21 protein-coding genes are annotated in these 22,335 nt (G+C 34.7%); 5 read left to right on the top strand and 16 right to left on the bottom strand.

From position 1 onward, the window contains the following. Position 1: 1 nt before the first annotated feature. Together JF76_RS06505 and JF76_RS06510 are read right to left on the bottom strand one after the other, a co-directional pair. Positions 2-1,198: an ABC transporter permease gene (locus JF76_RS06505; protein ID WP_045928330.1), complete on the bottom strand. Its 1,197-nt coding sequence runs from the start codon at positions 1,196-1,198 to the stop codon at positions 2-4. Beyond that, positions 1,191-1,931 carry an ABC transporter ATP-binding protein gene (locus tag JF76_RS06510; protein WP_045928331.1) on the bottom strand — a complete coding sequence of 247 codons (741 nt, stop codon included), beginning with the start codon at positions 1,929-1,931 and terminating at the stop codon, positions 1,191-1,193. Before JF76_RS06510 ends, JF76_RS06505 begins: the two co-directional genes overlap by 8 nt. Positions 1,932-2,022: 91 nt before the next feature. Here JF76_RS06510 and JF76_RS06515 point away from each other — a divergent pair, with 91 nt between their 5' ends. From JF76_RS06515 to JF76_RS06525, 3 genes are all read left to right on the top strand, one after another. Then, entirely contained in the window at positions 2,023-2,454 is a 432-nt protein-coding gene (locus JF76_RS06515) for an HIT family protein (RefSeq protein ID WP_045928332.1), read from the top strand. A gap of 9 nt (positions 2,455-2,463) precedes the next feature. After that, a complete protein-coding gene (locus JF76_RS06520) occupies positions 2,464-2,805 on the top strand; it encodes a hypothetical protein (RefSeq protein ID WP_045928333.1) in 342 nt (113 codons plus the stop codon). 114 nt (positions 2,806-2,919) lie between these two features. After that, on the top strand, positions 2,920-3,819 hold the full coding sequence (locus JF76_RS06525; RefSeq protein ID WP_045928334.1) for a peptidylprolyl isomerase PrsA: 900 nt from the start codon (positions 2,920-2,922) through the stop codon (positions 3,817-3,819). Between the two features lie 48 nt (positions 3,820-3,867). Here JF76_RS06525 and JF76_RS06530 read toward each other — a convergent pair whose 3' ends face one another. The 5 genes from JF76_RS06530 to JF76_RS06550 are packed head-to-tail and all read right to left on the bottom strand — an operon-like array spanning position 3,868 to position 10,962. Next, positions 3,868-4,845, bottom strand: coding sequence for a 3'-5' exoribonuclease YhaM family protein (locus tag JF76_RS06530; protein ID WP_045928335.1), 978 nt, complete (start codon positions 4,843-4,845; stop codon positions 3,868-3,870). After that, positions 4,838-7,339 carry an AAA family ATPase gene (locus JF76_RS06535; protein WP_244267930.1) on the bottom strand — a complete coding sequence of 834 codons (2,502 nt, stop codon included), beginning with the start codon at positions 7,337-7,339 and terminating at the stop codon, positions 4,838-4,840. Before JF76_RS06535 ends, JF76_RS06530 begins: the two co-directional genes overlap by 8 nt. Further along, positions 7,323-8,534, bottom strand: a complete 1,212-nt coding sequence (locus JF76_RS06540) for a metallophosphoesterase family protein (RefSeq protein ID WP_045928337.1) — start codon at positions 8,532-8,534, stop codon at positions 7,323-7,325. The genes JF76_RS06535 and JF76_RS06540 overlap by 17 nt, the downstream gene beginning before the upstream one ends. 2 nt (positions 8,535-8,536) lie before the next feature. After that, on the bottom strand, positions 8,537-8,890 hold the full coding sequence (locus JF76_RS06545) for a YlbF family regulator (RefSeq protein WP_045928338.1): 354 nt from the start codon (positions 8,888-8,890) through the stop codon (positions 8,537-8,539). 14 nt (positions 8,891-8,904) lie between these two features. Beyond that, entirely contained in the window at positions 8,905-10,962 is a 2,058-nt protein-coding gene (locus JF76_RS06550; RefSeq protein WP_045928339.1) for a PBP1A family penicillin-binding protein, read from the bottom strand. Positions 10,963-11,046: 84 nt separating this feature from the next. On the opposite strand from JF76_RS06550, the gene JF76_RS06555 reads away from it, so the two are divergent. Beyond that, the gene (locus JF76_RS06555) at positions 11,047-11,916 is read left to right on the top strand and encodes an RluA family pseudouridine synthase (protein WP_045928340.1); all 870 of its coding nucleotides are present in this window, start codon (positions 11,047-11,049) and stop codon (positions 11,914-11,916) included. Positions 11,917-12,108: 192 nt separating this feature from the next. Here the strand turns inward: JF76_RS06555 and JF76_RS06560 are convergent, their stop codons facing one another. Both JF76_RS06560 and JF76_RS06565 read right to left on the bottom strand, forming a co-directional pair. Continuing rightward, entirely contained in the window at positions 12,109-13,023 is a 915-nt protein-coding gene (locus JF76_RS06560; RefSeq protein ID WP_045928341.1) for a proline-specific peptidase family protein, read from the bottom strand. A 19-nt stretch (positions 13,024-13,042) separates the two neighbouring features. Further along, positions 13,043-14,809, bottom strand: a complete 1,767-nt coding sequence (locus tag JF76_RS06565) for an oligopeptide ABC transporter substrate-binding protein (protein ID WP_045928342.1) — start codon at positions 14,807-14,809, stop codon at positions 13,043-13,045. A gap of 183 nt (positions 14,810-14,992) precedes the next feature. Between JF76_RS06565 and JF76_RS06570 the strand changes: the two genes are divergently transcribed. Beyond that, positions 14,993-16,360 carry a serine hydrolase domain-containing protein gene (locus JF76_RS06570; protein ID WP_045928343.1) on the top strand — a complete coding sequence of 456 codons (1,368 nt, stop codon included), beginning with the start codon at positions 14,993-14,995 and terminating at the stop codon, positions 16,358-16,360. Between the two features lie 80 nt (positions 16,361-16,440). On the opposite strand, the gene JF76_RS06575 is transcribed toward JF76_RS06570, so the two are convergent. The 7 genes from JF76_RS06575 to JF76_RS06605 all read right to left on the bottom strand — a co-directional run bounded on the left by JF76_RS06575 (position 16,441) and on the right by JF76_RS06605 (position 22,227). Next, complete coding sequence (locus tag JF76_RS06575; protein ID WP_045928344.1) at positions 16,441-17,220, bottom strand: alpha/beta hydrolase; 780 nt, start codon at positions 17,218-17,220, stop codon at positions 16,441-16,443. Positions 17,221-17,393: 173 nt separating this feature from the next. Then, entirely contained in the window at positions 17,394-18,293 is a 900-nt protein-coding gene (locus JF76_RS06580) for a ketose-bisphosphate aldolase (RefSeq protein WP_045928345.1), read from the bottom strand. Between the two features lie 84 nt (positions 18,294-18,377). Next, positions 18,378-19,487, bottom strand: coding sequence for a PTS fructose transporter subunit IIC (locus tag JF76_RS06585; protein WP_045928346.1), 1,110 nt, complete (start codon positions 19,485-19,487; stop codon positions 18,378-18,380). Positions 19,488-19,492: 5 nt separating this feature from the next. Further along, positions 19,493-19,822: a PTS fructose transporter subunit IIB gene (locus tag JF76_RS06590; RefSeq protein ID WP_045928347.1), complete on the bottom strand. Its 330-nt coding sequence runs from the start codon at positions 19,820-19,822 to the stop codon at positions 19,493-19,495. A gap of 6 nt (positions 19,823-19,828) precedes the next feature. After that, positions 19,829-20,305, bottom strand: a complete 477-nt coding sequence (locus JF76_RS06595; RefSeq protein ID WP_034980067.1) for a PTS sugar transporter subunit IIA — start codon at positions 20,303-20,305, stop codon at positions 19,829-19,831. Between the two features lie 13 nt (positions 20,306-20,318). After that, positions 20,319-20,756: a PTS sugar transporter subunit IIA gene (locus tag JF76_RS09955; protein ID WP_052697084.1), complete on the bottom strand. Its 438-nt coding sequence runs from the start codon at positions 20,754-20,756 to the stop codon at positions 20,319-20,321. Continuing rightward, positions 20,737-22,227 (bottom strand): BglG family transcription antiterminator, encoded by a 1,491-nt coding sequence (locus JF76_RS06605; RefSeq protein ID WP_045928348.1) that lies wholly within the window; start codon positions 22,225-22,227, stop codon positions 20,737-20,739. Before JF76_RS06605 ends, JF76_RS09955 begins: the two co-directional genes overlap by 20 nt. Positions 22,228-22,335: the final 108 nt, after the last annotated feature.

The raw sequence follows: 22,335 nt of genomic DNA on the forward strand, positions 1-22,335 counted from the left end.
GCTACTTCCTTTTCTTTACTTTTGCAGGTAAGTATAACCTTAACATGCCCCAACTGAAAACAACTAAGCATCCCATTGCTGCAAACAAGTGTAGATTAATTGGTAAAGTGATCAGCCATGAAACACTAATTACAACCCATTGGGCAAATAATACTCCTGCTAATGCAGATACTAAATCAAGGCCGCGATTGGAACGCTCAATTGGATAAACACGATACATGATATTATTATCAAATTCGTCAACCATCGGTACCAACTGGTAAATAGTCAAAAAGACTACTAAACATGATAAACATAATGCCCAAATCCAATTTTGTACTAACCATGAGATTAAAACTGCAAAAGCAGTCATTCGGAAAACTAAATTAATATTTTCTGGGTTTCTAAGCACTGAACGACTATACAAAAATTTATGCGGATTTTCTGACGATAAATTTTTAGGCAATAAAGAGTCCAAATATTTTCGTCTTTTAATATTAGTCTGTCTTTCTTTAACGTCTGTGAACATGCTAAAAGCGCTATAAACAACATTTTTGCGCTTTTCTTCTTGCTCCACAGCATATTGCCAGTCAAAAAGAGCAGCATGTTGCGGCTTCACAACAAAAATAAAGACAGCAGCCGCTAGCAAGATTGCGATTAAGATCATGCTTTGCGGTTTAAACATTCCCAAACCAAACAAAAGCAGGAAAATGATATTTAAAATTAAGATGGAAAATTTACGGTTAAAATATAAATTACATTCCATAACTTTAAGCTGCAATATTTTGGTCAAAAAAACAGCAAAAACAGCAAAAATATAATTTAAAGGTTCAATCTTTGCCTTAATCGTTGCAAAAGGAAATATAATTCCTGCCATTAAAGCCAAGCAAATTGTCGGTACAATTAAGCTGTAATTTAACATTGGTTTCAAATATGATGCTAAATTTTCATCTTCAGGCAGTAAAAATTGTAAATCAGCTGGTTTTAGCAATGTTACCAGTTTTCCTACTAAAAGTGGCAGCCACAACAAAATACCAACTAGCGGACGATAATACCACAGACTTTCAGGCAGGGTCTTCATTGCCTGTGCGTACCAGAACATAAGCGCTCCAAAAAGGAAAATCAGAGCTAAGATAAAGAAATCATTAAAAACCAATACTAGATATTTTAAAGACTGGCGTATATTTTCCTGCAGCCTTTTTTTAGCCAAGTCACGCATTTTGTTGCTCCTGACTTAAAATTTGATAGATTTGGTCAAATGAATCTGTTTCCTTTAAGTCATAGTGCGTTCGAATTTCAGCCAAAGTACCAGCAACTGCAATTTTGCCGTTGTTTAAGACCGCATAACGTGAAACTGCCTGGACACTGTTAACTAAAATATGTGTTGACATCAGTACCATTTTGCCCTGACCAGCAGCACTTTTGATTAATTGTACTAGATTGGCCACTGCCAAAGGATCTAGTCCGGTGAAAGGCTCGTCAATTACAAGCAGTTCTGTATTTGCTAAAAAGGCTGTCACGATCATCACTTTTTGCTTCATACCCTTAGAAAAGTGAATTGGCAACCAATCGAGCTTGTCATCAAGCCTAAACATCTGCAGCAACTCATGGGCTTTTGCCCAAGCCTGCTTTTCATTCAGCTGATAGCTGAGAATCGTTAATTGCAGATGTTCCTTCAAAGTCAATTCTGAATATAAAACTGGCGTCTCTGGAATATATGCGACTTGTCTTTTAAATTTAGTAGGTTGTGCCGCTAAATCAATGCCATTTAGAGTAATTTTTCCTTTTTGTGGTCGTAACAATCCCAAGATATGTTTAATTGTTGTCGATTTGCCTGCACCATTTAGTCCAATTAGCCCTAAAACTTCGCCTGGAGTGATCTCCAGGTTTATATCTTTAATGACCGGTACACCTGTGTAGCCACCGGTCAAATTCTCAATTTTTAAAGTCATAATTCCTATCTTTCTTTTAATGAATTTACTCATTTAATATGATAGCATGATATTAAAAGAAAACTAAATTTTGAAATGAAGAGGTTTTAAAATGGAAGAATTAGATAAAGATTGCTTATTTTGTAAAATTATCACAGGTGAAGCAAACAGCTACACCGTTTTCGAAAATGACGACGTCAAAGCCTTTTTAGACTTGTCTCAAGTCAACCCAGGTCACACTTTAATGGTACCTAAAAAACACATCACTAACTTTTTTGATTATACGCCTGCAGATGCTCAAAGATATTTGCAGTATATTCCAACAATTGCCAATGCAATTAAAAAGTTTGACCCTAGAATTACTGGTATGAACATTAGTAGCAATAATGGCGCTAGTGCTAGCCAAGTAGTAATGCATTCACACATTCACTTTATACCACGCTTTGAAGGAGACGGTTTAAAGATTGCAACGCGCAATAACGCTGAAAAATATACTGAGGAAGATTACCAAAAAGTTGCAGCTGCAATTAGAGCCGAGTTCTAAGGTGACATGATGAAACATTTTAGTTTAGGTTTAGCAGTGGGAGCGGGTTTTGGCGTTGTTCTTTCACTATTTAAAGACCAAAATGGTAATCGTTTATTCCCATCGGTGCAAAAACCAATTAATTCAGTCAAAGAAGACATTAATGATCTTGCTGTATCTAGCAAAAAATTAAAGACTGCCAAGCAAGAATTAAAACGGTCTTTGCCAGAAGCAAAAAGAGCAATTTCTGAATTACAAAATGAAGTGGAATATTATCAAATAAGCATTAATCGGATTATCGCCAAGCTAAAAGGCAAAGCTTCAGCGATTAATCGTAATATTGAAAATGAAACTGATAATTCTAAAAATTAGTAAAGAAACTGGCAATTTTTGGCAGAAAACGAAAAAATAAAAACTAGTTTTGCCAGTTTATGTTATATTAGTTGTCGGTGACTTAATTTATTAAGGATGTGGAGAATTTATTTTATGAAAAAATATATCAGAAAAGCAGCAGCTGTCATTGCCGTAGCAAGTATGGCTTTATCGACAGCAGCTTGTTCCAATGGTGGTAAAACCGTTGCTTCTTACAAAGGCGGTAAGATTACTCAACAAGAATACTATGATGAAATGAAAAAGTCTCAGTCAGGTAAATCCGCATTGGCAAATATGATTATCAATCGTGTTTTAGAGCAACAGTATGGCAACAAGGTTTCAAAGAAGCAAGTTGATAAACAGTATAACAACTACAAAAAACAGTACGGCAGTCAATTTGATGCCGTTTTGCAACAAAATGGCATGACTGCTTCAAGCTTCAAGCAAAACTTGAAAACAAACTTGCTTACTGAAGTTGCCTTAAAAGACATCAAGAAGATTTCAAAGAGTCAAGAAGAAAAAGCTTGGAAAGCATATCAACCTAAGGTTAAAGTGCAACATATTTTAGTTTCTAAAAAATCTAAAGCTGAAGAAATTACTAATGAATTAAAGAATGGTAAAAGCTTTAAGAGTTTAGTAAAGAAATATTCTTTAGATACCGGAACAAAGAATAATGAAGGAAAACTGCCGACTTTTGATTCTACCGATTCAAGTTTGGATCCTGCGTTTAAGAAAGCCGCTTTTAAATTAAAGACAGGTGAAACTACAAAGAGTCCAATTAAATCTCAATCAGGTTATCACGTAATCAGAATGATTAAGCACCCTGCTAAAGGAACTTTTGCTTCACACAAAAAAGAGATTGATGACCAGATCTATCAGACGATGTCACAAGACCAACAAACTATGCATGATGTTCTAGCCAAAGTTATTAAAAAGGCTGGAGTTGACATAAAAGATAAAGATCTAAAAGATGTCTTAGCTTCTTATGTTTCTACATCTACTGATAAAAAATAATTATATTAAAGTATATTAAAAGAGTTCAAGCATGCTTGAACTCTTTTTTTACTCTAATTTATGAGCCTTTCCTAATGATTCATCTGTTTTGGGTCTATAAAATTTACGGCCGCCTTGACTCATTATATTATCGGTAAAGTTACCAGGACGAGTGTGCTGTAAGGCATTGGTGATAGCATAAACAGATGCGTCCAAATCATCTATGCGGTGCAATAACTCGGCTTCAAGTAAAGCAGGTAACTTAGGTGAGCCATATTCAAATTTACCATGATGAGATAAAACCATATGCCGTAGGAGCAACAAGTCCTCAGATTCTAAATCAATTTTAAGCTGTTGAGCCGCGAGCATGATTTGTTCATCAATTAAAACCAAATGTCCAATCAAGTTACCCTCAGTTGTATATTGAGTCGCAGCCGGACCGGTTAATTCGAGTACTTTGCCCATATCATGGAGAATACAGCCGGCATATAACAATGAACGGTTAATTTGCGAATAATTATCAGCTAAACCTTTTGCATCACGCAGCATCGATACAGTATGGTAGGCTAATCCACCACGCACTGCATGGTGGTTACTCTTACCAGCAGGAAATTCAAAAAAACGTTTATCCCATTTTTTTAATAAGAATCGTACGATCCTGTTCCAAGTAGGATTCAGTATCTCAAAGACATATTGGTTTATTTCTTCTTTCATATCAGCTATTTTTTCAGGAGCTGATTTAATAAATTGCCTGAGGTCATAACCTTCCTCTGGACCAACAACACGCAAGCTGTAAATCTTTATTTGTGGCTGTCCCTGATATTCTTCGCGCTTACCATCAAGCTCAACAATAGTCCCTGCATTAAATGTTGCAGCATCTTGATCATTTGCATCCCAAAAATTGCCGCGAATCTCACCAGATGAGTCACTAAATGACATTGCTAAATATAGTTTGCCTTTTTTTGTATGTCTTAATTGAGAATTCTTAATTAGCACAACCAACTCTAGTTCTTCGCCATCATTATAGTCCAGCAAACGTTTATACATTTTTAGTTCCTCTCTTAAAAGTTAGCGGTTGTATTCGCAATTTATCAACAAGACTTGTTTGCGCAGTAAAAATTAATACCTGATTGTTTCTAGCAATTGCTTGAAGCAGCTTTTCAATTTCATCAACTCTGTGATCATCAAAATTAACAAAGGAGTCGTCTATTAATATAGGTAAATTTATTTCATCTCGTATTTGTTGAACAAAAGCCAGTTTTAACGCAAAGTATAATTGTTCAGAAGTTCCTCGTGAAAGGTATTGCACTTCTATTTTTTTACCATCAAAACGAGTAACCGTTATTTTTTTATCAATTTCAATATTATTATACCGGTTATCCGTTAATAGTCGCAAATATTCTTTAGCAGTAACCAGCATTTTGGGAAAGCGTTCATTCGAAGCTAAATCAAGAGCACGACTAATCCATTTGGCGGTAAATAGGTCAGCCAAATATTCAACGCTCAAATTTTTCAATCTTGCCTTTAAGTTAGCCAGCTTTTGCTTTTCCACGAAAACAGCTGTTGAGTTTGCCAAGTTTTCCATTTTGACTTTTATTTCTGCTGCTTTTCCTTGTAAGTGATTAATATTTTCATGAACTGCAGAAATTTTTGACCTTAAATTTGCGAGTTCAGTTTGATTTTCCGTTTTATTTTTAGCATAACTTTTTAATTCACTCAAATCATTTTGCAAATTTGTCTTAAGAGCATCGATCTGGTTTTGTATTTCATCCTGCTTTAGCTTTTGTTTTTGTATTTGCTCATATTCAGCTAAACTAGTAACTTGAGCCTTTGCCAGAACCATTTTTAGCTTAGTTTCATTTTCAGTTAGTTCATCTTTATTTTCAGCCAAACTGTTTTCCAAGCTAGTTTGCTTTTCTCGACGTAAACGTTCTAAATTTATTTTCTTGGTCAGTTGATCCAGTCCATTCAAAATATCTGCAAAAGTATTTACAGTTTGCTTTAATTCATGTCCTAATTGAACTGCTATCGGCTTGACTAATCCTATTAATTCAGTTTTTCGCTGATCATTTCTTTTCAGATTTTGAATTAATACTTGATATTGTCGCCATTCATTAATTAAATTATTTATATCTAAATTGATGGGCTTAATTCCATAGCGTTTTTCAAAGGTTTGTCTTTGTTGCCTTATTTTTTCATTTTGCTCTGTGGCAATTTTTACTGCTTTTTGCGTTTGCTTTTGCTGGTAAGAACCAAATACTACTAGAGCCAATCCCATACCAACAGCTAAAAAACCAAAAGCTCGTGCAATAAACAATAAAATTAAACCGACTACAAAAATAACGCCACCAAATAAAAGATACTGCTTAGAATTACCATTCTTACTCTGCCCAATCTTCAATTCCTTTTGAGGTAGTTTTTGATAGTCTTCTTGCAGTTTAATAATTTCTTCTTGCTCCATTCCCACAATCTTATTCAGATTGGGATCGAGTGCAATAAGTTGATTTTGCTCATCTTTAATTTGTTCATCTTTTTGCAAGCAGTTACTATATTCTGATTGCCATTGCAATACTTCCGGCTTTTTTTGAATAAGCTTTGAAACTGCTGTATTTTCTTCAGGATCATCAGAATATTCATTTAACTTTGCTATGATTTTTTGTTGTTTTTTATGCAAAGATTCAGCCTGCATTGTTAAAGTTTGTGCAGATTGAAACTGCTCTGAATCAAAGTTGATTGTTTTAACTTGATTTTGTAAATCTTGTAATTTTTCGTAGCTGGGAACAAGTTTTTGAATCTTTTCTAACTTGTCATACTCTTTTTGTAATTCAAGTTCTTTTTGCTCTTCTTGATGTTGCAAACCTTTTTGTTTTTTAAAATTGTCATTAAGTTCTTGGTAAACAGAAAATTCATTTTCAGAGTTACTAACTTTACTTTCTTCAGCTTTAACTTCCAGCAGTAATTGGTTAATAAGCGGCTTTCTACCAGTCTTTTTGAACAAGGCGTCAGCACTTTTAGCAAAATCATCACGTAAAGTTATCAGACTGTCGCTATTAGCTGCGCCCAAATAATAGATGCGTTCCAGTAAATCTTTCTGTTTGATTTGATCAACTTTTGCCAGCATATCCTGATTAAAAATAAAACTGTCAGTATAAAAATTACCATCAATATTTTTTATTTGATCGAAAAAAACGCTTTCTGGTACTACTTGATTATCGCATTTAACAGTCAGTGTACCAGTTTTTGACCCTTTACCATGCGCGTAAAGTCTTTCTAATTGATAATGCTGACCATTTTCATTTTCAAAAAATAAAGACCCACCCATTGGACTAACTTGTGCTAAAGGCTTGTAGTCCTCAAAAAAATCTGAACTATGGTTAGCAAGGTGGAAGCCAAATAAAATCTGTTTAATAAAGGCAACGACGGTACTCTTTCCTGCTTCATTAGCCCCGTAAAAAACATCAATGTTTGAATTTGATAAATCAAAAGTAAAGTTTGAAAATTGACCAAAATTAACTATTTGAATTCTAATTAATTTCACCATTAACTCCTTTCAATTTACTATTCAATTTGACTTCAGCAAGTTGTTTTACTTCCTGAGCGAATTCAGGGTCTTGGGCTAAAGTATCAGTATAATCAGATTTTAAAGCCCAACTTTTACTGATTTGAGCAAATTGATCAGAACTAAAAACTTCTTTTTCAGCCTGTTTAAAGTATTTTTGATCATTAAAGGCAATTTCTAAATTATCCCCATTAATAAACCTCACATCTACCAATTGTGAATCGTGAGTCAGTTTTCTGGAAATCATTTGCCAAAAATCACTGTCTTGAACCAATTCTTTTTCTTTTTCATTCAAAAAATCAGCACCCTTAATTTGCAGACAAAAATAAGTAGTTGATATTGCGGACAAACAATTAATAACCATATTTTCCAGTTCTGTTTTTGTCATTGGCTTTGTTAATTCAATTTCTTTTTTACTCCATGTAATAGAACTAGTCTGCACAAAATGAATCTTGGTTTGTTTTGTTTGCTCGTCAATAGTTCCTAAATAGCAACCTTTGGGACCGGTTTCATTAATGTGACGTCCTTGAATGTTTCCCGGGTAGACGATTAATGGAGTTTCAGACAAAACTTGTCTTAAATGAATATGACCCAATGCAAAATAATTGTAATTGAGATTTTGTAACTCACTCAAACTAAAAGGAGCATAAACATTTTGTGCACTTGTACCAGCTCTTTCCTGTGCGTGCATGATGCCAAAGGTATAACGATTGCTTTTAGCAGGAAATTGCGCTGCCATGTCTTCATTAATATGATTGGCTAAATATGAAAAACCTGTCACGTCATACTCAAAACCGTTTTTTGTTTTATAAGAGACAGTTTCTACTTTTTCACCATTACCCAATAATTTGAAATAGGGACTTTCAGCGACCAGCAAGTCTTCTTTTGCCATATGATCATGATTACCAAAAATCATAATTACCTGAATCTGCGCATTGACTAGTCGCTCAATTTCATGGGCAAAAAAAATTTGTGCACTGGGAGTTGGCTTGAAACTATCAAAAGTATCCCCAGCAATTAATACTAAATCTACCTTTTCTTTCAGAGCCAGATCAACAATTTTAGTTAAAGATTGCATTGGAGCATTTTGAATCTGCTTAAAACTCTCAGATGGTAAAAAAGATAGCCCCAAAAATGGACTATCTAAATGTGCGTCAGCAAAATGGATAAATTTCATTATTATTTATTCCTAAGACCGTCATAAAGGTCATTAATTGGCTTAGCAATTGCTTTTTGAACATCATCAATAGTTTTATACATACTTTGTTCAGCCTGCAAGAGCTTTAATATTTGGGCATCTTTTTGCACCTTTTCATTTAATTTTTTATAATCCTCTTCTAAGTCCTTAGGAAAATCTCTTCCTTCAGACTGTGAATTAATAATCTTTGCCTGCATCTCATCCATCTGTTTGAACAAAGCAGCACTTTCCTCATTGCTTTTAACAGCAGCAACAGCCTCACTTAAAGCCTTAAATTCGTCAAGCTTTTGCAGATCAGTTGCTACTTGATTTGCTGAATCATAAATATTAATCATATTTTTCCTCCTAATTAATGACCTAAAAGTCCTTTAATGTCATTATACCATTCATTAATTTTTTCTCCTGCTGAACCTAAGCCTTTTTCGATTTTATCACCAAAGCCCTTTGTCCAATCAGAACCAGCACCGTTATTTTGAATAATTTGCTTTGGCGCTTGTTCTTTAAATTGATTTTGAGCAGTATATGGCAAGATTGCTTCCATTTCAGCTTTATATAGCCTAGTAATACCAGTTTCTGAAACACCATGCATGAAGTGCTGCTGATTAGTACGGTCAAAGCCAACCCAAGTAGCTACCACAACGTCAGGTGTATAACCAACGATCCACTGATCTTTAGTACCAAAGCCATAAGAGTTTGGTACTTCAGTTGACCCAGTTTTTCCTGCAACCCGATAACCGGCTGGTTGAGCCGATGTTCCAGTTCCGCCTGCAAAAACTCCCAATAACATGGTGGTCATTTCTTTAGCGGTATTTTCCGAGATAATGCGGTGTGTGCCTGTATCATGATTTTCAGCAATCACATTTCCACTAGCATCAGTAATCTTAGTGATGAAATAAGAATTATTAGGCAAATTTCCCTTATTGGCAAAAGCTGAATATGCTCGAGCCATTTGGATTGGTGAAACACCTGTTGATAGCCCACCTAATGCTAAAGCAAGATTTTGGTCTTCTTTTGGTACTTTGATACCAAAATTATTAGCTGATTGAACTCCCTTAGATACCCCAATTCGATCTAATAGCCAAACTGCAGGAACATTTTTACTCTGCGCCAAGGCAGAATACATAGGGATTTTATCAGAATAGCCATTGTCAACGTTATGCGGTTGATAACCATTCTTACCAAAACGCTGCAGTTTGTTAGAAAGCTGTGAATCATAGTGATAACCCTGTTGAAGTGCTGGAGCATAAGAAACTAGCGGCTTAATTGAAGAGCCTGGCTGTCTTTTCATTTGAGTCGCACGGTTATAGCCACGAAAAACATGTTTGCCGCGACCACCTACTACTGCTCTAACTGCACCTGTTGTAGGGTCCATTACCACTGATGCGCCTTGAGGTTTAGTACCATCAGCGGCGTTTTGCGGGAACAGATAACCCTGGTCAAATTTTTGCTGCAGCTGACTTTGATAATTTTGATTAAGAGTTGTATAAATCTTCAATCCCTTATTCATTACGTCTTCTTCTTTTAGGCCATAGCGATTAATTGCCTCATCAACTACTGCGTCAAAGAAATAAGGGTAACGATAGCCATCTTTATTATGGTAAGTATCATGTAAAGTTAAACCAATTTTTTGCTCACTTTTCGCCCTGGAACTTGATAATTTTTTATTATCAACCATTAGATTTAAAATCAGGTTTCTCCGAGACAAAGCATAGGACATATGGTCAATTGGGTTATATTTACTTGGATTACGTAAAATACCGGCTAATGTTGCTCCTTCTCCGATTGTCAACTGACTGGCATTCTTGCCAAAATACTTTTGACTGGCATCTTCAACACCCCATACACCATTGCCAAAATAAGCTTTATTAAGGTACATAGTCAATATGTCTTTTTTAGAATAAACGTGATTTATCTCGACAGCAAAAAAAAGCTCTTCAACTTTACGAGAGAATGTTTGCTTTTGGGTCAACAAAGCATTTTTAGCCAATTGTTGTGTGATAGTTGAACCACCACCAGATATTTGACCACGATTAAGAACCAAGCCTAAAGCAGCTCTGCCCATGCCTTTGATGCTAAAGCCCGGGTTCTTCCAGAAAGTACGATCTTCTGTTGATATAACGGCATTTTTTACATTAGGAGAAATTTTATTATAACCAACATACGTGCCTTTTTGTGAGTATAGTGAACCAGATTTTTGGCTTCTATAATCGTAAATACCAGTTGTAGCTGATAATGATGCCTTTAAATTTGATATGTTTGAAGTTTTAACTTTAACGGTATAATAAGTACAAACCAATAACATCACGGTAAGCAAAATCAAAATGATCCAGCGACCGATAAAAAAACGGTTATCAAAACGGTGCCATAGGCCACCTATCCCGTTTTTCTTTGGTTCATTGTTTTCCATTTTATCTGCTCCTTTAGAAACAACTAAAATTGTATCATATTAAAGGAAATTACCTTTATTTTCAAAAAGATTTAACAAATATTTATGAGCTATTATTTTACCTTTAACTTCCCTGAAAATCTCAATCCGTGTTCTGTCAATGATTTATTACGTCAATTACTCATTCCGAGAAAATGGCGTCATTTTTTACGCGTTGAACAAAAAGTACTGATTAATGGTAGTTATTATCATTTTAATCAAAAAGTAAGCCCGAATGATAAAGTTGAACTATGGCTCGATCACGTTGAAAGCAAGCAACATATTTATCCAGAAAGTGGTAAAATTCCGGAAGTTATTTACGAAAATGACAATCTCTTAATCATAAATAAACCTGCGGGACAAAAGACGCACCCAAATTTAAAGGAAGCTAATACAGCCCTGAATGATTGTGCCACCTATTTAGGATTTTCCCCTTTTATTGTACATCGACTAGACATGTTAACTAGTGGTTTGCTACTGGTAGCCAAAAATCCCGCAGTTGTTCCTATTTTGAATCGGGAATTAACAGCCAAGATTTTTCACCGTGAGTATTTAGCTGTGATTAATGTTAATGAACCGATAGCTAACAGAGGAACAATCGATTTGCCAATCGGTCAAGATCCACTTGATCAGCGCAAACGTAAGGTAACAGGCACTGGTATTAAATCAATCACACATTATCAGATTGTAAAGTATTTTGACAACAATACTGCTTTAGTTAAATTAGAACTAGAAACAGGAAGAACACATCAAATTCGGGTTCATCTGGCTGCGATTGACTGCCCAATTGTGGGAGATCCACTGTATAACCCCAACTTTAAAAATGAACAATTTTTGCACCTAACTGCTTACCAAATATCACTACAAAAGCCTTTTACATTAGACAAACTGAAAGTAAAATTACCAGATAAAAATATTCCTTTACTGCAAAATTAAAAAGACCGTTTGTCAAATGACTTACGGTCTTCTTTATTTAATTAAAATTTCTATAATAATTTCTATAATGCAGTACTTAAAGATTCAAATCAAGTAATTTTGCTAATAAATAATAAAACTGTTAACTATTTATCCAACAATTTTTAATAAATTCTAATTAAACAAAGCCTATTTACTAAGTTTTCTGATAATTTAATCACCCACGAAAGTACCAGCTTCTATTTCACGAATAAAATCTGCTACATGCTTATAATAAACATCAGGATTATCAACCATGTGATGATGTCCTGCATTCGGTGTAGTAACTAAGCGTGAATTAGGAATTTCACGTTGCATAATCTTTGCAGTCTCTAAAGGCATAGTATCTTCTTCACCAAAAGTCAAAAGGGTCGGCATTTTTATTTGCTTTAAGTACTTTCTAAAATGCCAATCTTTTAATTTACCTGTTACTACAAATTCATTATCACCTTGAAAGGCATGGTAAACAGGCAAACCACCGATACGCTTAATATGATATAGCTTGCATGGCTGTCGCCGATCAAGAAAGTTAATATTTAATATTTGAATATCCTCTTGATAGCGTTTATTGTCATAATCATTGTTTGCTTCACATTCACGCATAAAGTCAATTTCTGATTGCGGGAAAATTTCTTGTCTACGACGGTTAATTGACTCAATATAGTCATCAGTATCATCAACCATGGAAGAAATAATCGTTCCTTTTAAGTGTTGACCATATTTCACCGCATATTCTTGTGCCAGCAGGCCACCCCAACTTTGTCCAATCAAGTAGCAATTATCAAGACCAAGTTTGGCACGAACTTCATCAACTTCATCAAGGAAGTATTCATAAGTTAAGTATTTGGCTGCAATTTCAGGATTATCATAATCCGGTTGATCTGAATAAAGAGAGCCTAACTGATCATACATAGTAACTTGAACATGTAGTCCCTGCTTTGCTAATTGGTCAGCAGCGTCTTCCCAATATTCATGATTTCCTCCTGGTCCACCGTGAAGAGCTAATAAATGAATATCGCCTTCACCTTGGGTACTTGTCCACAAATGATAGCCATTATCTAAAGTTATAATTTTTGTTCCAGTTCTCATTGAAATTTACAGCTTCTTTCTATTTAGTAAAACCTACTTCATTCCACAAAGGATGATTATTGTTTTGTTTTGACGGCTTAAGCGAATAGCCGGAAATCTTGTCATTAACTGCAAAGATCTGATAGGAATTATCAACTGGGATAACATAGGCTTCATCATTCATATATCTTTGCCATTCATGAAATTTTTTAACCCGATAATCATGATTAAAAGCCTTTTGAGAATTTATCTCATCCAAAAGTTTATTGTTTTTTGCAGTTACAAATCTGGTCATGTTAAAAGGTGCTGATTCACTATAATATGGATGTGGCGAAGGTTCAGTAGGCGTTGACCAACCAGCCAGATACATGTCGACGCCTTTATTATCATGTTGTAATTTATCATAGAAAGAATTGTGTTCAATTAAACGACCCGTGGACAATTGTACATTCAGTCCAACTTTATGCCACTGCTGCAAGTAGTTTTGAACTATTGGCTCCTGAGTAGTATCCCCACTCATAGCTGCAAAATGAATTACCAAAGGCTTGCCATTTGGCTGAACGCGCCACTTTCCTTTCTTCTTGTAACCCGCTTTATCCAAAATCTGATTTGCCTTTTTTAAGTCGTAATTATATCCTTTCTCAGTTTTATCAAAGTAGTCACCAAACTTTTCTGGAACCAAAGTTTTTACTCTAAATGTTAAACCATATGTATAACGCTTATTAACCGCATCAACATTCATGGCATAACCTATTGCCTGCCTTAAAGCCTTATTATTCATCTTAGCATTAGGATTCATAACATTCTTGCTCTTTTCAGCATCCCATTTTCCTACTTTAAAGCCTAAATAATGATAAGCAATTGGGATTTGGGCAATGAAGTTCACGTTTTTGGTATTTTTAACTTGTGGCCACTGGGTATTAATTACAGGAATAATATCAAATTTATGACTTTTAATTGCTTGAGAAGCAGAATTAGGAGATACCACTGATATAACAACTTTATCTAATTTTGGTTTCCCTCTCCAGTAATATTTGTTCGGTACCCAGGTTGCAGATTGCCCTCTAACTAGTTTTTCAATCTTAAACGGTCCGAAAAATAAGGGATTCTTCCTGATCCTATCTGAAGACTTTAATTTAGAAAAAGGAATATCTTTTAAATAATGATAAGGTTCAACTGCTTCCCAAAGCGAACGACTTCCTGCATTTGACATACTTGGATTTAAAGCTGAGCAGTGTAAAACAACTTTACGGCCATTTTCTCCATCAGGCATTTCAATTCCAGAAATAGTTTTAGCTTTGCCTTCGTGATATTCTTTTAAGCCCTTTAAGACTTCAAACTGACTGCTATACCGCGGACAAGCTGTATCCTTGTTAGCTAAAATCTCATACGCATATTCAAAATCTTTAGCTACTACCTGTTTACCGTCAGACCATTTAACGCCCTTTTTAATATTGATTGTGATCGTCTTTTTCTTAGGATCTAATTTACGTGTAGCTGGACCTTTATCAGTGACGCCATATTGATCATCACTATCAAATAAAGTTTCTTGACCGGGAGCTGCAACCATCGAGTCTAGGTCTTCAGAGGAAAGTTCTTGTGAAAAAATACCTGAAAATGGAGTATCAGTGACAACTGCAACTTTTACAGTTCCACCATTTTTAACATTCTTTTCAGGAGTTTCAACAGGAAATTTTTTTACTGTATTAGTGTCATCACTATTGTTAGCACTTTTAGCACAGGCTGCCAGTGTTATGGTAGCTAGACCCAAAATGCCAGCAGAAGCAAGCTTACTTCTTTTTTTCATAAAAATCACTCATTTCATTATATTTTACTAATATTATTAATAAATTTTTCATTTATGTCAAATCGTATAATCATATATTTTAAAGGAGTATTTAAAAGAATTTTTATTTAGTGTAAAATAACAAATGCTTCTGTATAATTTTAATATGGAAAAAATAAATATAGAAAGAGTTAGAAAGTGAATATGAACAAGCAAAAAATTGCCGATTTAGCTCAAAAAGCTATTAATACTTTTAATTTACCCAGTTTAGGAATTGGTGTTTATCACAAAGGTGAAAGCTATAGTCATGTATATGGTCAAGCTGAGCAAGACAATCTTTATCCTTTAGCTTCAATTTCCAAAACATTTTTTGCTACTGCCGTCTGTCAATTGGCTGATGAAGGTAAGATAAATCTAGATGATCCTTTAAAAAAGTCTTGGCCTGAGCTAAAGCTAGAAGATAAATATGCTGAAGATCATTTAACATGGAGGGACGCCCTTAGTCACCAAAGTGGCTTACCAGCTCACGATCTGATGCGTTTTACTAATATGAACAAGCATGACCTTTCTTTAAAAGAAAAAGCTGAACACGTTGGTCATTTAAAGCCTAACCATGAATTACGTTATAAAATGCAATACAGCAACCTGGTCTTTGCTTTAGCCACCCATGCTTTTGAACAAGTAATTGGTGAAGATTACGGTACCTATGAGCACCAGCATTTACTCGAACCCCTTAAGTTAACTAGAACTTATATTAACCATCATGAAGCACCAAGAGAAGATATAGTTAAACCATATATTAGAGACAATGGAATTACAGAAGAGGTTCCTTTTATTGCACCTGGTAAAGTTGGTGGTGCCAGCAGTATGCTCTCATCTATTTCGGATTTGCTTACCTGGGCTGAGTATCAGTTAAAATTGCAAAAAGAAAACAAAAACAACGCAATAGCTGAACACTTTTTGCCTCAATCTATTATGGCTCCAAGCCGTGCCTACGGTGGTGCTAATTTTGGTGCTTACGGTTTAGGTATGATGATGGAAGATTACCGCGGACACAAATACTTCTACCACAGTGGTTCATACATTGGTTACTGCTCTTTCATGGGCTTTGTTCCTGATCTTGATTTAGCTTTTGTTTCGACCACAAATATGGATTCAACAGATGCAATTTTTGCTTTAGCCTACCAGACTATTGATGAAGCTATGGGCATCTCAGATATTGATTGGACCAGCAAAATCAAACGGATTGTTGATCAAAAATTAGCAACGCGTGAAGAAAACATTGCCATTCTTAAAGGAAAATCACCCAAAAATTTTGCGGCTAAAGATAATCTTTTAGGAGATTATGAAAACCCAGGTTACGGTTTAATCACTCTAAATGAAAAAGATGGTAATTTAACAGTTACAATTGGCAAGTGGGATTATCCTGTTATTGTTAATGAAAAAGGTAAAATGTATGTGGAAGAAAGACTGTATCAGCATGAGCTTTTACCAATTGAAATTCATCAAAATCAAGTTTTCCTTTGGACAGAGCGCGCACTTAAAGAACCAACTACTTTCACAAAGTTATAATTAAAAAAGCTAAACTTTAATAATTAAAGTTTAGCTCAAAATTGTTTTTAACAGACCAGTTATACAAAAGACTGGTTTTTTTATTTTATATGCGAACTAATCCAAGGCACGACCTTACCAATAACTTCATTAAGTTTGGTAAAATCACCAGTTTCAACATTGTAAGTATGGTTCGCATTTTCAACTGTAAACGAATCTACGTTATCCATGTGACAGTTTTTAATAAAATTTAAACTGATATTTGGATCCAAAGTAGGATCGCTGATACATACTTCAACTAAAATTGGATTTTTAAAATTTTTAATGTTGTCATTCAAAGTTGTTTTCAATTCATCAAAGAACCTGCGGTATACCAGTTCAACACCACCGCTACTGGTATGAACAATGCAGTAACCTAAATTATCCATTTGAAATTTATCATATGCCATTTCAAGAGGCTCAGAAGTATTGATAGCGCCATTTAGAGAAACTATAATTTTTGCTGGTAACGTCGAACAAGTAAATACTAAGCGACCACCAAGGCTATGACCTAAAAGTCCAACGTTATTTTCTTCAACATATGGTAAAGACTGCAAATATTTAAAACTCGCTTTAACCTCATCGGTCATCACTTTCATGCCATAATTTTCTCTTGAATAAAGGTTCTCTCCCATGCTGCACAAGTCAATTCTTGCAGCAACGATTCCGGCTTCTACAATTTTTTTGCTAATTCTTGCTAACATATGATTATCATTATTCCTGGAAGACATGAAACCATGAATCATCAATACAGCAGGAAATTTTTCTCCTTCATTTGGAATATCAACTTGTATTGGCACCTCATGGTCGATGCAATTCAAAAACTTTAACTCTTCACGCACTGTAATTATCTCCTTAAATATATCTTTTTAATTTAATAATATAAGATATATTATATTGCTATTTTCCAGGTAAATATCAAAATAATATATGGCTTTGCGACTACACATAAAAAAGGTCTACAAACTTTTGAAACAAAATTCCAATGTTGTAGACCCTCTATAATGATTAATACTTAAATTTTATCTGATCTCCAAGGATCAATGCCTTCATATAATTTAGCTTTTCCAATTGAATTAAATACCTTATTTTTATGATGTACTACTTTTTTACCTGCTTCAATGGCTTCAGGGAATAAATTATTTGGATCCCATCCATCGTTTTTTGCCAATATTTCACGAGCTTTTTGGAAAAATGCATTTTTGTAATCTGAAGCTAAATTCACCTTACTTATTCCATTTTTAACAGCATCTGCAACTTGCTCATCCGGATTTGATGAGCCTCCGTGCATAACCAAAGGGGTATCTGGAACTGCTTGAACTATTTTCTGTAAAATGTCAATTCTGATTTTAGGAGTTACATCAGGTGGATAAATACCATGACTAGTTCCAATACCAACAGCCAAAGTATCTACACCCGTTTCCTCTACAAATTTTTGAGCTTCTTCTGGAGTGGTATAAATACCTTCTTTTTTGTGTCCCTCAATATGGACCCCAGTTTTACCTATTGTTCCTACTTCACCTTCAACAGAAACACCAACTCTGTGAGCCATAATAACTGTTTCTCTAGTTAGAGCAACATTTGTTTCCCAGTCCTCAGCCGACATATCAATCATTACTGAACTAAAGCCATCATGAATTGCTCTAGCTGCACTATCCACAGAATCACCATGGTCAAGATGCAGTGCCACTGGAATTTTACTATCACGAATTCTGGTTAAAACATAACTAATAAAGTCATCTTTACAATACCTAAGCTCAGTTGGGTGAATCATTATAATTGCTGGAGCGTAGTCCTCTTCACATTGCTCAATCACTGTTCTTACCAGTTCAAGGTTTGAAACATTATATGCTCCTACTGCAAAATTATTTTTTCTCGTTTTTGCCAACAACTGATTCATATTTACTAATGTCATATTTTTCTCCTTTTGTCTAAATCTATTTTTTATTTCCAGCAATTTTTTATTAATAAACGAGGCATCACTTCCTTGAAAGTATTTTTATTGTATGTTGATATTAGATAAATCAATATTTTTCTCATCGTCTTCTTGAACTTCATCAACCTGCTTTTCAGTTAATGGTTTTTTAATAATTGCCAGCAAAATACCAGTTATTAACGATCCAACCAGTAAAGCAATTATTGCAATGACTGGTTTTGACATAGCTGGAATAACGAAAATTCCACCTGATGGAACAGGACTCTCATTGCCCAAAGCGTAGCTAATCATTCCTGTTACTCCACAACCAATCCAAGTACAAGGTAAAGTTCTAAACAAATCATTCATAGCTATAGGAATAACACCCTCAGTAATCATGCAGCATCCCATAGGAAAGGCTACTTCAATATTTTCAATTTCTTTTCTGGTATAAATATTTTTATGGAACAACTTAGCTAAAAAGTAAGACATTGTAACTCCAAATGGAGGAACCATAGAAGCTAATACCTTTATACCTTCAGGCCCTTTAATACCATCAAGCAATAAACCATCACAAATCAAATTTGGGATTTTACTAATTGCTCCACCATAATCCAGACATCCAATCCAACCAATTAAGAATCCATATAAAGCTCTTTGGGATCTATCCAAATTAGTAATGAAGTGATTAAGAGCGGTCGTGGCAGCTGTTAATGGTTGACCTAATAGGAAAAACATAATCAGAGCTGTAAAAATTGCAGTAACAGTTGGTACTATTAACATAGGCATCAGTCCGTTAGCCCAACGAGGGACTTTAATTTTTCTAATACCTAGTGCAATATAACCAGCAATAAATCCTCCAATGATACCGCCAAGAAAACCTGCTCCCAAAAAAGAAGCTATCTGTCCTGCAAGAAATCCAGGCGCAATACCCGGTCTATCGGCTATTGAATAACCAATATAGCCAGCAATGAACGATGGTAATAATCCCATTCCCAGAACACCTAAAGTGGTCATACTATTAGGAAAGTTCATTTGTGCAAGGCTTGTTACCTGCTTACCGCCCATCAGATTACCTATGGCTATCAATAATCCCGAAGCCACAACTAATGGCAACATGTATGAAATGGAAGTTAATAGATGCTTTTTGACAGCTGATCCAGCTTTTTTAGCACCTGTGACAAATGTATTCATTTAAATCACTCCTTTTGACTCTTTCTTTCTTTCACTTCTTCTTCAATTTTTTCCAGCAATTGTTTGGGAGCCTTTACAACCAGAGAAGTACCTACTTTTACTGTAGGAATATTTTTAAAACGCTCATTGCCAGTAGTTGCAATATCAACAGCCAGCAATGCTACATCTGCCTCAGCGATTTGCTCAGGAGTTAATGCATTTTCAGTACCGATTGTTCCTTGGGTTTCAACGTGAATTTCATCCCCCAATTCTTTGGCTGCCTTTTCCAACTTTGCCTTTGCTAGATAAGTATGGGCAATACCAGATGTGCAAGCACAAACACAAACTATTTTCATAATTAATCATCTCCCTTTGTTCCCACACAAAAGATCAATAACATTTTTTTTATTTTTGGCGGCATGTAGCTTATCAATGAAATCATCATCAGACAGTAAAATTGCCACTCTTTGTAAAAGCTTTAGGTGCAACGTATCCGCATCTTGATCCCTGACTGCAAATAAAATTACGGCTGTAACTGGTTTATCATCTAAAGTTTCCCAAGGTATAGGATGATCACTTAGACCAATCGCTATCATAGTATTTTTGACGGCTTTTGATTTGCCGTGTGGAATTGCCACCCCTTGACCAATTCCAGTTTCCCCTTCTTCTTCACGTAGAAATACGTCATCAATGAAGTCCTGGGTATTTGTAATATCGTCATCCTCTTTCAAAAGAGTACTGAGCTCTTTAATTACATCTTTTTTAGTTTTTCCATTTAAATGAAGGTCAATCAAGTTTAAATTAATGACTTTCGCAATATTAATTTCTTTATCAGCCAAATTTTTTGACCTCCTATCTTTTTAAAATCTGAACAATTTCAGTTGCACTTTCAGCTTTGTTTATTTCTGCAATGACATTGTCGTTAGCCAACTTGTCTATGATCTGAATTATTTTTTTAAAGCTTTTGTTGGCTTTTTTTATTATTTTTGGAACTACTAAACAGATAAGCGTATTAACCTTGGAATCATCAAGACAATCCCAATCAGCTATTAAAGTTTTTGATTTTAGAATTAATAGCCAAGGCGTAAAATCAGATTCTAAAATTACGTGAGGAATGGCAATTCCCTTTATCAAAGCCGTGTTAGCAGTTTTTTCTCTCGTTGACAAACTTCTTAAAACTGTTACTTTGCTCACATCCATTTTTGAAGCGACTATATCAACTATAATTTGAAAAGCCGCTTTTTGATCTGTTACATCAATATCACAGCTTTTAAGCAAAACTTCGTTCATTAATGATATTCCTTACTACATTTCTGACTTTCTGCTCATCCTTTTTCGTAAAAAAGGCACTCACTAATTCGACAGGAATTTTTCCGTGATAATTAATAGGAACTGTACTAATTAGCAATTCAATTTCAGGCTTATTTTTGATAATATTTTCAATATTGTAATTAGAAGCTAACCCAACAATTTCAATCTCAGGGATTGAGTTTTTTATCTTGGTAGAAATAATTCCGGAAGTTCCAATACCTGTTGTGCAAATTACATAGGCCTTAATCTTCTTATTTGATTTGTTATTTTCTTCATAATATTTGGCAAAGTACAAACAGATAAAGCCAGTTTCATCGTCCGGGATTACCGGTAAATTAAATTTTTGACTTGCTAAGGTGGCAGCTTTTTTAGTGGCAGTAAAAACTTGCGGATATTCTAGTTTAATATCTTTTAAAAGGGCATTTGGTAAGGATATCTTCATTTTCAGCCTGCTAATCATGGCCAAAACATGATTTTTAATTTCATCTTTTATAGAAGGTGAAAAGCTGCAATGTAAATAAGCGGAAACTTTGGAAATAAAAAAGTCGGTAACCTGATCTGCTAAATCGCGATCATCAAGAACAATGCCATCAAATGAATTAAAGCGAGAAGTTAGCAGATACTTAAATAAGTAATAAACTTCGGAATCTAATTCTTCTCCTTTAAAGCCTAGATACTTTTTCATGTTTGATACAATACTTTTGCAAATGCTAAAAATTTCAGGATTCATTTTAATTTCTGTTTGCAAACTGGTATCTAGAGAAATTGACTTATCCATTGCCTTAAATTTTTTTGCCCTAATCAAAAGAACATAAATATGAGCAAAAAAATTTATATTATACGGATAAGGTAAAGAGCCATTTAAAACTCGCAGTGCCATTTCGACCTGGCTTAAAGCAAAATTAAAATCCTTTTGATCTAATTGAGAAGTATTTTTTCGCAAAGTTTCAATGTCCGTAGACTTATTAATGTGAAGTACTACCTCCATCAAAGCACTTCTGATGTCTTTCTCATTGCCAGTAATCTTTACTGATCTTTGTTTGCTTTCCAGTTTTAAATTCCACTTACATATTCTTTTACTGATTTGCTTTTCATCATTTCTCAAGACAGGTTCGCTGATATATAAACTGTTAACTAAGTCATAAATTTTAACATCGTTGGGGGATGCAAAAAGCAACTTTGCCAGCATGTTCTCCTGTCTGAGCTGTGTTGATGAATCATTATGGACATTGCTATTTGCCATATTTAAATAATTTGAATAATTTAACTCATAGCCCCGCCCCCTTTGGGAAACAATTATTGGTTGAGAATATTTTTTATTGATACTATTGATATGGCGAGCAATTGTTTTTTTCGAAACATTTAAACCATTTGATAGTTCCTCAGAAGTAATGAACTTATTGTGAAGCTTAAGATAATCAATAATTTCTTGACTAATTTCTTTATGCACTGGTCATACCTCCTGACATTTTTATTTTGCCATTCATGTAAACGCTTAAATAATTAAAAAGTGTCCGTTGTTTGTTTCTACAACGGACATTTATATTAATTGTAAGTA

Source organism: Lactobacillus kullabergensis (genome assembly GCF_000967195.1).
In the GTDB taxonomy this organism is placed as follows: Bacteria; Bacillota; Bacilli; order Lactobacillales; family Lactobacillaceae; genus Lactobacillus; species Lactobacillus kullabergensis.